Origin of the sequence: Ralstonia pickettii, from assembly GCF_000607165.1 — a bacterium.
Taxonomy (GTDB): domain Bacteria; phylum Pseudomonadota; class Gammaproteobacteria; order Burkholderiales; family Burkholderiaceae; genus Ralstonia; species Ralstonia holmesii.
In genome coordinates, this window is record NZ_JFZG01000003.1 from 500,400 (window position 1) to 514,636 (window position 14,237).

The 14,237-nt window shown below is 62.8% G+C and carries 13 protein-coding genes; 2 read left to right on the plus strand and 11 right to left on the minus strand.

Features of this window, described 5'->3' with window-relative positions; genetic code table 11:
• The first annotated feature begins 10 nt into the window (after positions 1-10).
• Positions 11-1,156: a M14 family metallopeptidase gene (locus tag BG83_RS0103025; RefSeq protein WP_024975333.1), complete on the plus strand. Its 1,146-nt coding sequence runs from the start codon at positions 11-13 to the stop codon at positions 1,154-1,156.
• Positions 1,157-1,196: 40 nt separating this feature from the next.
• Here the strand turns inward: BG83_RS0103025 and BG83_RS0103030 are convergent, their stop codons facing one another.
• The 10 genes from BG83_RS0103030 to BG83_RS0103075 form a co-directional block, all read right to left on the minus strand.
• A complete protein-coding gene (locus tag BG83_RS0103030; RefSeq protein WP_024975334.1) occupies positions 1,197-2,027 on the minus strand; it encodes a BspC domain-containing protein in 831 nt (276 codons plus the stop codon).
• Positions 2,028-2,185: 158 nt separating this feature from the next.
• Positions 2,186-3,784: an ABC transporter substrate-binding protein gene (locus BG83_RS0103035; protein WP_024975335.1), complete on the minus strand. Its 1,599-nt coding sequence runs from the start codon at positions 3,782-3,784 to the stop codon at positions 2,186-2,188.
• Between the two features lie 162 nt (positions 3,785-3,946).
• Positions 3,947-5,158, minus strand: a complete 1,212-nt coding sequence (locus tag BG83_RS0103040; protein ID WP_024975336.1) for a DUF2863 family protein — start codon at positions 5,156-5,158, stop codon at positions 3,947-3,949.
• Positions 5,159-5,255: 97 nt separating this feature from the next.
• Positions 5,256-5,528: a hypothetical protein gene (locus tag BG83_RS28510; protein WP_080693642.1), complete on the minus strand. Its 273-nt coding sequence runs from the start codon at positions 5,526-5,528 to the stop codon at positions 5,256-5,258.
• A gap of 216 nt (positions 5,529-5,744) precedes the next feature.
• Complete coding sequence (gene acnA, locus BG83_RS0103050; protein ID WP_024975338.1) at positions 5,745-8,450, minus strand: aconitate hydratase AcnA; 2,706 nt, start codon at positions 8,448-8,450, stop codon at positions 5,745-5,747.
• A 76-nt stretch (positions 8,451-8,526) separates the two neighbouring features.
• Entirely contained in the window at positions 8,527-8,934 is a 408-nt protein-coding gene (locus BG83_RS0103055) for a 2-methylcitrate dehydratase (protein WP_024975339.1), read from the minus strand.
• Between the two features lie 35 nt (positions 8,935-8,969).
• A complete protein-coding gene (locus tag BG83_RS0103060; RefSeq protein WP_024975340.1) occupies positions 8,970-9,509 on the minus strand; it encodes a hypothetical protein in 540 nt (179 codons plus the stop codon).
• A gap of 257 nt (positions 9,510-9,766) precedes the next feature.
• Positions 9,767-10,663, minus strand: coding sequence for a methylisocitrate lyase (gene prpB / locus BG83_RS0103065; RefSeq protein WP_024975341.1), 897 nt, complete (start codon positions 10,661-10,663; stop codon positions 9,767-9,769).
• A gap of 23 nt (positions 10,664-10,686) precedes the next feature.
• Complete coding sequence (locus BG83_RS0103070) at positions 10,687-11,667, minus strand: HpcH/HpaI aldolase/citrate lyase family protein (protein WP_024975342.1); 981 nt, start codon at positions 11,665-11,667, stop codon at positions 10,687-10,689.
• A gap of 116 nt (positions 11,668-11,783) precedes the next feature.
• Positions 11,784-12,770 (minus strand): malate dehydrogenase, encoded by a 987-nt coding sequence (locus BG83_RS0103075; RefSeq protein WP_024975343.1) that lies wholly within the window; start codon positions 12,768-12,770, stop codon positions 11,784-11,786.
• Between the two features lie 352 nt (positions 12,771-13,122).
• Between BG83_RS0103075 and BG83_RS0103080 the strand changes: the two genes are divergently transcribed.
• A complete protein-coding gene (locus BG83_RS0103080; protein WP_024975344.1) occupies positions 13,123-13,932 on the plus strand; it encodes a GntR family transcriptional regulator in 810 nt (269 codons plus the stop codon).
• A gap of 124 nt (positions 13,933-14,056) precedes the next feature.
• On the opposite strand, the gene BG83_RS29795 is transcribed toward BG83_RS0103080, so the two are convergent.
• Positions 14,057-14,237 (minus strand): hypothetical protein (locus tag BG83_RS29795; RefSeq protein ID WP_235193148.1); only part of this gene is annotated, 181 nt, incomplete at its 5' end.

The window sequence follows — 14,237 nt, forward strand, 5'->3', positions numbered from 1 at the left end:
AGGATCCGACATGACAGCCACTCAGCCGCACATCTCCAGCGCATTTGACAGCGGCGCCATCGAAATCGTCGATGCCGCGCGGGCCGATGCCATTCGCCTGCGCATTCGCCGCGATTCGCACGCGGACTTCACGCAGTGGTTCCACTTCCGTCTGCAAGGTGTGCAGGGCCAAGCCTGCAAACTCGCGCTGGAAAACGCCGGTGAATGCACCTACGCTGCCGGCTGGAAGGACTACCGTGCCGTCGCCTCATACGACCGCGAGCATTGGTTCCGGGTGCCGACCCGCTATGACGGCAAAACGATGTCCATCGAGTTGACGCCCGAGCATGACAGCATCTGGTTTGCATACTTCGAGCCGTACTCGGATGAGCGCCATCTCTCGCTCGTGGCCGCCGCGCAAACGAAGCCGGGTGTGCGCACGCAACGCTTGGGGCAAACGGTCCAGGGCCGCGACATGACGAGCATCACCGTCGGCGAGCCCGGCCCCGGCAAGAAGGACGTGTGGATCATCGCGCGTCAGCATCCGGGTGAGACGATGGCCGAGTGGTTCGTTGAGGGCCTGCTCGCGCGTCTGACGCGTCAAGGTGCCTGGAGCGGCGATCCGCTCGGCCGTGTGCTTGCCGAGCGCGCCGTCTTCCATATCGTGCCGAACATGAACCCGGACGGCTCGTCGCTGGGTAACCTGCGCACCAATGCCGCCGGCGCCAACCTGAACCGCGAGTGGATGGAACCCGACGCGCAGCGCAGTCCCGAAGTGCTGGCGGTGCGTCAGGCCATCGAGCAGACCGGCGTCGACCTGTTCTTCGACATCCACGGCGACGAGGCTCTGCCTTATGTATTCGTGGCGGGCAGCGAGATGCTGCCGGGCTTTACCGATGCACAGCGTGCTGATCAGGACCGCTTTGTCGCGGCGTTCCTGCGCGCGTCACCGGATTTCCAGACGCGATACGGCTACGAGGCCAGCAAGTACAACGAAGACGCGCTCAAGCTCGCCTCCAAGTACATCGGTCACACCTATGGGTGCTTGTCGTTGACGCTGGAAATGCCATTCAAGGACAACGCCAACCTGCCCGACGCACGCGTGGGCTGGGATGGCGCCCGCAGCGCCGCGTTGGGCGCGGCCATGCTCCAGGCGATCCTGGAGTATCTCGGCTGAAGACAAACGCCGCGCCGCCTGTGTAGGCGGCGCGTTGCGCTTAGTTGGAGGACGACTTCGTCGTCTTCTTCTTGGTTGTCGACTTGGCGGTGGATTTGCTTGCCGTCGTCGATTTGGTTTTGGCGGTGGTGCTGCCCTTGGCGGACTTGGCTGTCGCTTTCGTCGAGGCCTTGCCCGTGCTCTTGCCGTGTGCAGCCGCACCGGTCGTGCAGCGATGGCCGCGGCGGCAGTGCGTGCGCGCTTTCGACGACGAAGGCGCAGCGGCCGGGGCAGCGAACGGCTGGCCATTGGCGTCGAGCAGCTCATACGCCAGCATCATCCCTTCGTCATACCCGCAGCGCACGCGCACGGGCTCCCATTGGTCATTGCCCGTGCCGCGCTTGTGCACGGCGGCATTGAAGCTGACCACGCTCGACACCTTGATCGCGCCTTGCTTGCTGGACGAGAAGCGGGAGTCCCACGGCTCAACCTTGGCTTGGTCGCTGGAAAGCGCACCCGTCGGCAGGCGGAACTGGTCGAAATTGGTCGAGCGCGGGATGATCCAGCTCGCATGCGCGGCGCAGTCTGCCACGTCAGGGCGGGCACCTTCCGATTGAATCAGGCGGTCACGGGTTTGTGCACGGTATTCGGACAAGCTCATCTTGTCCTTGGAGGGCAGATTGACCGTCGTGGTGCCGCTGCTGTCGGTCGAGCCGAAGACGATGGGCGGCGTGGTCGGGACGGGCTGGATGGCCGGCTTGGCTTGCACGGCAGGGGTGTTCGGCGTGGCGTTGGTGGCCTGGGCCGACGCATCGGTCGGTTCAGTCTGCAGGTTGGAGCAGGCGGCCAGCAAAGCGACGACGCCGAGACAGAGTAGTTTGGGTCGCAACATCACGAGTGTTACAGGGTGTCGGCGTGGAAATCGCCATGATAGAGGAAAGCTAAGGATGAAAGTTCCTGCTAGTTACCCCAATGCGTCCCCAATGCGGCACATCAGGCGAATTTGCTGTAACAGCGCGTTACGGCAAGGTGTTGGTTACCAAGTGATCATCATTGCTTGGTGAACAACCACGCGAGCGACCATTCGTCGGTGCGCGCCTCATAGCGGATGCCCTTGCGCATGGCCCACGTGGCCAGTTGGTGATGCGACGGGATGATCGCGTAGTCGGTCTGCGCAAAGCGCGCCGCGGTCTTGGCGGCCTGCTCGTGTGCCTGTTCGCTCGAGACCGTCGACAGCGACGTCTGCACCAGTTTGTCCAGTTCCGGATTGCTGTAGCGGCCCCAGTTCCACGAGCCGTAGCCGGTTTGCGGGTTGGGCGTGCCGAGAATGCTGCGCAGCGCCACATCGGCCGCCACAGAGCCCCAGCCGAGCATCATGAACGAGAACTCGCCCTGACGCGCACGCGAGAAATACGCCGCCACCGGCAGCGTTTCCACTTTCGTCTGGATGCCAATGCGCGTGAGCAGCTGTGCGGTGGTCTGCGCGACCTGCGCGTCATTCAGATAGCGGTTGTTAGTGGCGTGCAGCGTGAGCCCGAAGCCGTCCGGGTAGCCCGCCTCGGCAAGCAGTTTCTTCGCGCGAGCAGGGTCATATGGAATTGTCTTGCCGCCCGGATGCCCAAAGATCTGCGGCGACACGATGCTCGATGCGACCACGCCTTGGCCCTCAAGCACGCGGCTGACGATGGCGTCGCGGTTGATGGCCAGTGCGATGGCCTCACGCACGCGATGGTCCTTCAGGGGATTCTTGGCGAGCGGCTTGCCGGCCTTGTCGGTCACGAACGGCGACACATCGCGGCTTTGGTCCATCTGCCAGAAAATCGTGCGCCACGACACCTGTTGTTCTAGGTGGAACTTCGGGTCCTGCTTGATGCGCGGCACGTCCGCAGCCGGCACGGCCTCGACGACATCCACATCGCCCGAGAGCAGCGCGGCAGTGCGCGCGGCATTGTCGGTGATGATCTTGAACGTCACCTTGTCCCACTGCGGCACGCGGCCCCAGTAGTGCGGATTCTTCTTCAGGACGATTTCCTGCCCGCGCGTGAAGTGGTCGAACAGGAACGGCCCGGTGCCGATCATGGCGCGGCCCGCATCAAAGTCCGCCTGCGCCGCGTTGGCCACTTTCTTCGGGATGATGGGCAGGCTGTTCAGATCGTTGGGGATGCTCGCGTAATTGGGCGTCGACAACTTCAGCCGCACCGTGAGCGGATCGACGATCTGTACTTCGGTAATCGACTTGGTATAGCTCGTGAACGGGCCTGGGCTGTTGGTCAGGCGCGCCGGACGTTCGATCGATGCTTTCACGTCTTCACCGGTGAACGGCGTGCCGTCACTCCACTTCACGTTGGGACGCAGCTTGATTTCCCACGTGTTGGCGTCGACCGGTTTCCACGAGGTCGCCAGGCCGGGCGTGTAACGGCCGTTCTTGTCGAGGAAGACCAGCGACTCGAAAATATGCAGCGCCATGGCGTTGTTGGGGCCGGCGTTGTTCCATTGCGGGTCCATCGACGTGACGTCGGCGGACAGGCCGATACGCAGGTCGTCGGCTTGCGCGGCGAACGGCACTACGGCAGCCACGGCCAGCGCGCATGCGGCGAGGTTGCGGATCAAGGCGCGGATGGGAACACACAAGAGGGGACGGGTTGTCATCGGGAGGCTCCTGGGGTTCGGGCGGTGATGCCATGTGGCGGAAGACCGTCATTGTGCCGCAGCCCGGTCCGGCACGTGCGACGCAAACCAACAATCAATATGAACGATGGCGGAGCAATAAAAAAGCCACCCGGAGGTGGCTTTGATAACGTGCGTTGCCGATCAGTGGAACAGCGGCTGCTGTGTCGGCGCGTCTTCCGGCATTTCTGCGTGGACGATTTCTGCCGAGCGGTCTGCATAGAGCGGGGCGCCGCAGTCTTCGCAGTACTCCGGTTCGAAAAGCTGGCCGTGACGGAAGATGTCTTCGATGCCGCAGGCGCGCAACTCATCGCAGATCTGCTCCAGCGGACTGCCCGGTTCGCCTTCCGCGGTGACATCCGTGGCGCCGCCGTCGCGGCCGTACACTGGCCAGACGATGCCGTAGATGAGGTCTTTCTCGCCGCGCACCGTGAAGGCCACGCGGTATTCCTCGATCTGCTCTTCGCCGAACGCGCCGATGATGGCGCCGAAGCGGTTGGCCGGCATATCGAGCGCGCCCTGCAGGTAATTGACGGCGGCCCGCACGGTCAGCGGGCGGATCTGCTTGTCGGACTCGCGACAGGACAGGAAGAAGGCGTCTGGCAGCAGCAGGTCGAACTCGCAGCCTGGCATCAGTGTTGAGATGGTCGGCGTGACTTGCTCGCGCCATTGCTCCAGGCAGGCGGAGCGCTCTGCGTGGTGCTCCTTGGCGTCTTCCTGCCAGCGGAACAGCGCCTGGCCGTGTTGCGCGACGACGATCGCCACCAGGTAGCGTGGATCGGCCAGGATCGGTGCCGTCTCGGGCATATCGCGCAATTCGACCTTGGCAGGCTGGCCGGACAGCGCATAGGCCGCCAGCTTGTGCGTGAGCGCAAAGGTGTCGGAATGGGTGCGCGGCAGCTGGTCGATGCTGTACAGATACGGCGCGAGCGCCACGCGGGCGTTTGAAGCCATCACGTGGGCCTGCAGGTGCACCTGTAGTGTCTGCGCCATCTCAGGCTTGATCGTGCCCGACGGGATCATGTAGCGCGTGTGTGCCAGGATGGGCGCTGCGATCAGCAACGCGTCATATTCGACGCCACCTGAGCTGAGGATGGCCGATTCGGCCAGTGTCTCGGCCTGTTCGGCCAGCACGTCGGAAGCTTCCTCGTTGTGTTTGAAAAGATGGTCTAGCGCGGCGTCGAGCGCGGTCTGGCTGCCGTTCTTGAGCAGCCGGGAAAGACGTTCGGACAGCCTTTGTTCCCAATAGACGTCTTCGATGCGGCTGCCTGACGCGTCGAGCGCCAGCGCATCGGCCACCAGCCGTTCTGCATCGGGGGAAAGACGTTGGGGAGCCTTGGAGCGGAATCCTGCCATGCTGTGCCGTACCGGTCGTTGGAACAATGAAAGGGGCATTATTTTACCCTTGTACGCTACTGCGCGACGCCTATTACGAAACCCATAGGCGAAAACGTTAAGGCTTGGCCGCAGGCGTCGATGCTCCCGCTGCCACACTGCTCGCGGCTGCAGGTACGGAAGCCGGTGTGGGTTCCGATGCAGCCGGCGCGCTGGCTGGTGCCGCGTGCGTCGCGGCGACGGGCTCGGAAGCAGCCAACGGCGGAGGCGGGGGCACAGGTGCAGCTGCCACAGCGGGGGCTGGGGTCTGGGCGTCGGTCTGCGGTGCCTTGACCAAGATGTAGAACACGGCAGCCGCCACGACGATGAAAGCTAGTACCACTTGGGCCATGGGTGCGGGACTCCAGCAATGAGAGGACCAGGCGAGGGCGGACGACAATTTCGACACCAACAGGGAGAGCACATCACGCGGCCTATTCGGCACACTGTACCAAAGCCTGTTCGCCGATTGGAGCATCGTCACCTTGTTTGATTCGGCAGGCAATAAAAAACCGGCTCCGAAGAGCCGGTTTCCGTTCTGCACCAATGCCGCGTAATGGCGTGAAGCTTATGCCGCCAGCAGCTGACGCAGCACGAACGGCAGGATCCCGCCGTGCTTGTAGTAGTCGACTTCGATCGGCGTGTCGATGCGCAGCAGCACTTGCGCACGCGTGGTCTCGCCGTTGGCGCGATGAATGACCAGGGTGACGTCCTGTTGCGGCTTGATTTCGCCGTCCAGGCCTTCGATGTCGAAGGTCTCGTCGCCCACGATGTCCAGCGACTGCGCCGAGTCGTTGCCCTTGAACTGCAGCGGCAGCACGCCCATGCCGACGAGGTTCGAGCGGTGGATACGCTCGAAGCTGCGTGCGATCACGGCCTTCACGCCCAGCAGTTGCGTGCCCTTGGCGGCCCAGTCGCGCGAACTGCCCGTGCCGTACTCTTCGCCACCGAACACGACCGTCGGCGTGCCGTCGGCGATGTACTTCATGGCCGCGTCGTAGATCGACATTTGTTCGCCGCTCGGCTGGAAGAGCGTCTCGCCGCCTTCCACGCGCGAACCATCAGCCTTGGCCGGGATCATCAGGTTCTTGATACGCACGTTGGCGAACGTGCCGCGCATCATCACCTCATGGTTGCCGCGGCGCGAACCGTAGCTGTTGAAATCGGCCTTGAGCACGCCGTTGGCCAGCAGATACTTGCCGGCCGGCGACGTTTCCTTGATCGAACCGGCCGGGGAGATGTGGTCGGTCGTCACGGAATCCCCAAACACGCCGAGTGCGCGTGCGCCCTTGACCGATGCCGAGGCAGCAGCCGGCGTCATGCCAAAGCCTTCGAAGAACGGCGGTTCGGCGATGTACGTCGACTTCGGCCAATCGTAGACCTGGCCCTTCGTGCCCTTGACGTTGGCCCACAGCTTGGACGGCTTCTTGACCTGTTCGTAGTTCGTGCGGAACGTGTCGGCGTTCATCGCAAACTTCATCAGCTTGGCGATCTCGTCCGAGGTCGGCCAAATATCGCCCAGATAGACGTCTTTGCCCTTCTTGCCCTTGCCGACCGGCTCGGTCATCAGGTCGCGCGTCACGTTGCCGGCGATCGCGTAAGCGACGACCAGCGGCGGCGAGGCCAGGAAGTTGGCGCGGATGTTCGGGTGGATACGCGCTTCAAAGTTGCGGTTGCCCGACAGCACGGCGGCAGCAACGATATCGTTCTTCACGATGGCTTCGTTGAGTTCCGGCGTCAGGTCACCGGCGTTGCCGATACAGGTCGTGCAGCCGTATGCCGTCACGCCAAAGCCAAGCTTTTCCAGGTACGGCAGCAGACCGGCGGCTTCCAGATACTTGGTCACCACACGGCTTCCCGGGGCGAGCGAGGTCTTGATGTGCGGCGCGACCTCCAGGCCGGCTTCGACAGCCTTCTTGGCCAGCAGGCCCGCCGCCAGCAGCACGCTCGGGTTCGAGGTGTTCGTGCACGAGGTGATGGCCGCGATGAGCACGTCGCCACTTTTCACGTCAACGCCGTTGGTGGTCGTGAAGGTCTTGTCGAGGTCTTCCGACTTCTTGTTGAACCCGTTTTCCGCGACCGGCTTCGAGAACAGCGACGAGAACGTCGACTTCACGTTGCCGATTTCGATACGGTCTTGCGGACGCTTCGGGCCGGCGAGCGACGGGGCCACCGTGCCCAGATCCAGCGTCAGCGTCTTGGTGTAGTCGATTTCGCCGGCCTTCGGTACGCCGAACAGCTTCTGCGCCTTGAAGTAGCCTTCGAACGCAGCGATTTCTTCCTTCGTGCGGCCCGTGCCCTTGAAATAATCGATGGTCTTGTCGTCCACCGGGAAGAAGCCCATCGTGGCGCCGTATTCCGGAGCCATGTTGCCGATGGTCGCGCGGTCCGGCAGCGACAGGCTGGCCGTGCCTTCGCCGAAGAACTCGACGAACTTGCCGACGACCTTCTCCTTGCGCAGCATTTCGGTAATCGTGAGCACAAGGTCCGTTGCCGTGCAGCCTTCGCGCAGGCGGCCCTTCAGCTCCACACCCACGACGTCCGGCGTCAGGAAATACACCGGCTGGCCCAGCATGCCGGCTTCCGCCTCGATGCCGCCCACGCCCCAGCCCACCACGCCGATACCGTTGATCATGGTGGTGTGGCTATCGGTGCCGACCAGCGTATCCGGGTAGAACACGCCGTCTTTCTTATGGACGCCGCGTGCCAGGTATTCCAGGTTCACCTGGTGGACGATGCCGAAGCCCGGCTGCACCACGCCAAACGTGTCGAATGCCTGCATGCCCCACTTCATGAACTGGTAGCGCTCGTTGTTGCGCGAGAACTCCAGTTGCATGTTCAGGTCCAGGGCTTTCTTCTCGCGGAAGTGGTCGACCTGCACCGAGTGATCCACCACGAGGTCGACCGGCACCAGCGGCTCGATCTTCTTTGGGTTCTTGCCCATGCGCTCGGCCACGTTGCGCATGGCGGCCAGATCGGCCAGCAGCGGCACGCCGGTAAAGTCCTGCAGCACCACGCGAGCGACCACGAACGGGATTTCGTCAACGCGCTCGGCGTTCGGCTTCCAGTTGGCCAGTTGCGCAACGTGCTCTTCGGTCACCTTCTTGCCGTCGCAGTTGCGCAGCACGGACTCCAGCACGATACGGATCGACACCGGCAGGCGCTCGATCGCCACGCCCAGTTCCTTGCCAAGTTGCGGCAGGGAGTGGAACTTGCCGGTCTGACCACCGTTGATCTTAAATTCCTTGAGTGTTTTTTTCAGATTGTGGGGCATGGCATGACTCCAAGGCTTGAGGATGCGTGGGGTGCCGTGGCACTCCTTGCGGATACATCAAATCGACAAAATCAAATCACGTACAAACCGACAAACGCGTTGACCGGCTTGGCTTCTGACCGGCCAGGTACTTCGCCACGACACCGCTGAACGTCTTGCCGCCGTTGATGCGGGCGGTGATGCCATGGGCGATCGAACGCTTCTTGGCGTCGTGGTCATTCGTGGTGAAAGGCAGGTTTTCCACGCGGGCAATTTTCATGCGCAGCACATTGGTGCGCAGGCCGCGGGCGATGGCATCTTGTTGATCTTCGATTGCCTTGCGGCAGAAGAGGGGCGTGCCTGGAGCCGTCGTGCCCGTCGTGCCATCTGACAGGACGGTCCCAGACACAAAAGGCCCAAGGAGCCCGGCGCATCCAGACAAGGTCACATCGTCGACGATGACCTTGTCCAGATTCGTGCGGATGTTCGCAACCGGTGCGGACATGGGCGGCTCCTGTGGGCCTTTTGCGCGATATCGTGTTATTGCTGGGCCGGTTGGGCTGCGCCCGGCGCAGGGGCCGGAGCTGGGGCCGGGCTGTCCGGCGTCATCAGCGGCAGGCCGGCCGGGGCGCGCAGGGCGCCCGCTTGCGTCGGAGCCGGTGCGCCGGCAGCCATTTCGGCGGTCTGGCACTCATCGGCCAGGCGGTGGCCTTCGTTGCGGTCGAACAGCATGGCCTTGGCCGGGATCACCACCAGGTCCATACCGGTCTTCTGGTCGAAGTAACGGTCAGCGCCGGTGCGGGTCATCTGGCGCGGCAGCTGGTAGTTCTTGCCCTTCCAGTACATCGTAATGATCTGGTCGCGCGCCATGTCGCCCTTGAGGTACAGCTCGTTGCCAAGCTCGCACTTCCATTCGACGCCTTCTGGCTTGACGGCGGCAACAGGCGCGGCCTTCTTGGCGGCACGCTTCTTGGCCGGAGCCTTCTTGGCAGCCGGCTTGGCGGGGGCCTGGGCGGTTGCATATTGCGATGCAGCCAGCGAAAGAACGCCAGCACAGGCGCCCACGATGAATTTGTTCATAGGGTTTCCTTCGGTAAGACAGAGTGGGGGAGGCGGCTGCCAGGCCACGGAATGCCACGGCATTTCGCACACCGGCCGGTATTTTGACCGATTTGGACGCCGTGCCCAACGTTCTGTTACATGCTCGCCCGACCGCTCCGCCAAAAGGAGGTGTCGTGCCTGCACCAGCGACGTTTTCTGAGGCGTTCCCTGCCAGCTTGCCCCGCAGCTTTGCCTTCCGTTCTCCTTGTTTGCGTTGGTGTGGATATTGGCCCGGCTCAACCGCGATTCTGTGCGAACAGCGCGTCCAGCTTGGCTTCGTAATCGTGGTAACCGATGCTGTCGTACAGCTCCATGCGCGTCTGCATGGTGTCGACGACATTTTTTTGCGTGCCATCGCGGCGAATGGCGGCGTAGACGTTCTCCGCGGCCTTGTTCATCGCGCGGAATGCCGACAGTGGATACAGGATCATCGACACGCCTGCGGACGCCAGCTCATCGCGCGTGAAAAGAGGCGTCTGGCCAAATTCGGTGATGTTGGCCAGCACCGGCACCTTCACCGCGTCGACAAACTTGCGGTACATCGATAGTTCCGTCATCGCCTCGGGAAAAATCGCGTCCGCGCCGGCTTCCACGCAGGCCACGGCGCGTTCAAGGGCGCGGTCGAACCCTTCGACGGCCAGTGCATCGGTGCGGGCCATGACGACAAAGCTGGCGTCGGTGCGGGCATCGACGGCCGCCTTGATGCGATCGACCATCTCGTCCTTCGAGACGATCTCCTTATTGGGACGATGGCCGCAGCGCTTGGCGCCGACCTGGTCTTCGATATGCATGGCCGCAGCGCCAAACTTGATGAGCGACTTGGTCGTGCGCGCCACGTTGAATGCGGAAGCGCCGAAGCCCGTGTCGACGTCTACCAGCAGCGGTACGTCGCACACATCGGTGATGCGGCGGACGTCGGTCAAAACGTCATCCAGTCCCGATATGCCAAGATCCGGCAAGCCCAGCGAGCCCGCTGCCACGCCGCCGCCCGACAGATAGATCGCGCGGTAACCGGCGCGCTTGGCCAGCAGCGCGTGGTTGGCGTTGATGGTGCCGACCACCTGCAGCGGCGATTCTTCAACCAGCGCCTGGCGGAAGCGCGCTCCTGCGCTGGCTTGGGTGTTTGCTGTCATGGCGAATCTCCTTTCTATGCCAGTCACGCGAAGAACCGCGCGATGGCGTCGGCTGGCATCTCCACGCCCGTGGTGTGCGCCCGTTGCAGCACGGCCCACCAATAGCGATAGCTCGCGCGGTCATGCAGCCGGCCTTCATGCTGGATTGGTCCCCACGAGGCGTCCTGCGCCGCAGCAAGAATGGCGCTCGCGTGTGTCACTTCTTCGTGCGATGGGCGGAAGGCCGAAACGATCGGCGTGATCTGGTCCGGATGGATGCTCCACTTGCGCAGATAGCCGAACTCGTTGCGGGCACGCGCAGCATCGGCGCCCGCGCGGTCCGGGTGTTTGATGTCAGTGCTGACGTTGTGCGACGGCACTTTGCCGTGGGCGTGGCACGCGGCGGAAATATCGGTCAGCGCGCGGCGGATCAGCGGATGCTCGAACTGCTCGGGCGAGCCCATCGCCGCGCCCGGAATCGCACCGTTGTGCGCCGAAACAAAATCCATCAGGCCGAAGCTCAGGCATTCCACCTGCACCAACGAAGCGATATCGAACACCTGCGTGAGTGCGCCATGCGTTTCGATCAACACATGGATCGGCAGGTGTCGCGCAATGCCCGCAGCCTTGGCGGCCTGGTTGATGCGATCGGTCACGCGCGCCACTTCCACCACGTCACGTACCTTGGGCACGGTCACGTAGGCGAGTCGGCGGCCGGCAAGGCCTACAAGGATGTCGACGTCCTGCGTCCACGCATCGTGGTTCGGATCGTGGATGCGCACGCCAACGCGGTTGAAGCGGTTGTCGTCGCTGTTGATGAGCGCGGCGGCCAGTTCGGCATGTGCGCGTTCCTGGCCGACCGCGGCACCGTCTTCGCAGTCAAACGTGATGTCGAAAACGGGGCCAAGGGCTTGTTGCAGAGCGAGCGACTTGCGCATCAGTTTTTCTGCGCCCGCGTAGTGGTCGCAGACCGGCAATTGGGCCGGCAGCGCATCGTCCTGGAACAAAACCTCGGTGGGGTGCACGGGGTGGTATCGGTTGGGCGGCGCTTGTCACGCCTGTGTCTTGATCAAAATGCAGGTGTAAAAAAACCGGAGGGTTCGCTGCCGATCCGCTCCGGTTCTTTCTTAGATCATGCGGATTACAGCAAGTGCTGCACGCCTGCACGCTCGCCTTCCAGCTCGTCCAGCGTGATCTTGATCTTGCCTTGGCTGTACTCGTCGATTTCCAGGCCTTCGACGATCTTGTACTTGCCGTTTTCGGTGGTGACCGGGAAGCCGAACATCACGTCCTTCGGAATGCCGTATTCGCCGTTCGACGGGATGCCCATCGTGACAATCTTGCCGTTGGTGCCAAGCACCCAGTCACGCACGTGGTCGATGGCGGCGTTGGCAGCCGAAGCAGCCGACGACAAGCCGCGCGCTTCGATGATGGCGGCGCCGCGCTTGCCAACGGTCGGCAGGAACACGTCGTTGTTCCACACCGGGTCGTTGATCATGTCTTTGACGCTCTTGCCGTCGATCGTGGCGTAGCGATAGTCGGCGTACATCGTCGGGCTGTGGTTGCCCCACACGAACAGCTTTTCGATGCTCGACACCGGCTTGCCTGTCTTGGCGGCGATCTGCGACAGGGCGCGGTTGTGGTCCAGGCGCAGCATGGCGGTGAAGTTCTCACGCGGCAGGTCCGGCGCCGACTTCATGGCGATGTAGGCGTTCGTGTTGGCCGGGTTGCCGACCACCAGCACCTTGACGTTGCGCGAAGCCACGGCGTTCAGTGCCTTGCCTTGTGCCGTGAAGATCTGGGCGTTGGCCGACAGCAGATCCGCACGTTCCATGCCCGGGCCACGGGGGCGGGCGCCCACCAGCAGAGCCACATCGGCGTCCTTGAATGCGGTCATCGGGTCGGAATGCGCTTCCATGCCAGCCAGCAGCGGGAATGCGCAGTCTTCGATCTCCATCATCACGCCCTTGAGTGCCTTCTGGGCCTTCTCATCGGGGATTTCCAGCAGCTGCAGGATGACGGGTTGATCCTTGCCCAGCATTTCGCCGGCGGCGATGCGGAACAGCAGGGCGTAACCGATCTGTCCAGCAGCGCCGGTCACTGCGACGCGCATGGGTGCTTTTGCCATGAGAACTCTCCAAACGGTAGTGAAAGCGGATCGCACTGCGCGCGGCGCGCATCCCGGCAGGATGTCGGTGCAGCCTCGCAGGCATTGCCGGCAACGGTCGGCGCCACGTGGGCGGTCGGCTCAGAAACGGCAAGAGCCTCGCAGTTTACTGCGTCCGCATGACGATGTGGAAACACACTGCGATTGACCTTTGAGCCGTTGTGGCGTGTCGTGGGGGCCGTCGCCCGGAACAGGCGCGAGTGTAGGTCTGGCCTCGCTGGAAAGTCAATGAATCTTCTGTCTTATATAAGACATAAGACATTCTATAAACGGGCTGGACGCCTTTGTCGCTTTTGTGGTGAAATCGGCAGTTATGTCGAGCACACCCAGCCCTCTGTCCGCTGCGATGCCACCCCCGGGCGGCGAAGGCGGCGCATCGCCCGCTTCTTCGGGCGGCGCGGGCGGCTCTCCCACCTTCAGCCCGCTGTATCAGCAGATCAAGACGCTGATCCTGCAAAGCTTGCAAGCCGGCGAATGGAAGCCGGGCGAGATGATCCCCAGCGAAATGGAATTGGCGGCCCGCTACAAGGTCAGCCAAGGGACCGTGCGCAAAGCGATCGACGAACTGGCGGCCGAAAACCTGGTCGCGCGGCGCCAGGGCAAGGGCACCTTCGTTACCACGCATTACGAAGAAGGCGTGCAGTTCCGGTTTTTGCGCCTGATGCCGGAGCAGGGCGAGCAGCACTATCCGAGCAGCCGTGTGCTGGAGTGCAAGCGCATGCGCGCCCCGGCTGAAATCGCCCGCCTGCTCGAACTCAAGGCCGGCGACAGCGTCGTGCAGATTCGCCGCATCCTGTTCTTTTCGGGTGAGCCGACCGTGCTGGAAGAAATCTGGCTGCCGGGCGCGAGCTTCAAGGGGCTGACGGCTGAAAAGCTGACCGAGTGGAAGGGCCCGATGTACGCCTTTTTCGAGGCGGAGTTCGGCGTGCGAATGTTGCGTGCCACCGAGCGCATCCGTGCAGTTGCGGCCGACGCGACCACGGCTGAATTGCTGTCGGTGGCGGCCGAATCGCCGCTGCTCTCGGTGGAGCGCGTGTCGCATACGTTCGGCGACAAACCGGTGGAGGTACGTCGTGGCCTGTACGTCACGACGCGGCACTACTACCAGAACGAATTGAATTGACGACACGTCGATGGGCCCGATTTGTGCGGGCAGTGGCCACTTCGGCGGCGTCTTGATTTGTGCGTTGCGCAACAGCGTATTGCGCGTCGTGAAGGCAGTGTAAAGAAGACAATCGGCCCCCGTATCACGCCACTGGCAGGCGAGGGCAGGAAGCACAAAAGTGGAGCGCGTCGCATGGAATTAATGGTGCGCTGCGCAACAAAAGCGCGCTAAAATCTCGCGGATTTGTGCAAAGCTGTTTTGTTTGTTGATTAGCCAATTGGGGTCTGACCATGGCAGAAGCCATCAAGAAAGCCAGGCCGGTA

Excerpts from the sequence above, each read along its gene's own strand:
- BG83_RS0103025 (WP_024975333.1), top strand. The coding sequence starts at position 11 with ATGACAGCCACTCAGCCGCACATCTCCAGCGCATTTGACAGCGGCGCC.
- BG83_RS0103030 (WP_024975334.1), bottom strand. The coding sequence starts at position 2,027 with ATGTTGCGACCCAAACTACTCTGTCTCGGCGTCGTCGCTTTGCTGGCC.
- BG83_RS0103035 (WP_024975335.1), bottom strand. The coding sequence starts at position 3,784 with ATGACAACCCGTCCCCTCTTGTGTGTTCCCATCCGCGCCTTGATCCGC.
- BG83_RS0103040 (WP_024975336.1), bottom strand. The coding sequence starts at position 5,158 with ATGGCAGGATTCCGCTCCAAGGCTCCCCAACGTCTTTCCCCCGATGCA.
- BG83_RS28510 (WP_080693642.1), bottom strand. The coding sequence starts at position 5,528 with ATGGCCCAAGTGGTACTAGCTTTCATCGTCGTGGCGGCTGCCGTGTTC.
- acnA (WP_024975338.1), bottom strand. The coding sequence starts at position 8,450 with ATGCCCCACAATCTGAAAAAAACACTCAAGGAATTTAAGATCAACGGT.
- BG83_RS0103055 (WP_024975339.1), bottom strand. The coding sequence starts at position 8,934 with ATGTCCGCACCGGTTGCGAACATCCGCACGAATCTGGACAAGGTCATC.
- BG83_RS0103060 (WP_024975340.1), bottom strand. The coding sequence starts at position 9,509 with ATGAACAAATTCATCGTGGGCGCCTGTGCTGGCGTTCTTTCGCTGGCT.
- prpB (WP_024975341.1), bottom strand. The coding sequence starts at position 10,663 with ATGACAGCAAACACCCAAGCCAGCGCAGGAGCGCGCTTCCGCCAGGCG.
- BG83_RS0103075 (WP_024975343.1), bottom strand. The coding sequence starts at position 12,770 with ATGGCAAAAGCACCCATGCGCGTCGCAGTGACCGGCGCTGCTGGACAG.
- BG83_RS0103080 (WP_024975344.1), top strand. The coding sequence starts at position 13,123 with ATGTCGAGCACACCCAGCCCTCTGTCCGCTGCGATGCCACCCCCGGGC.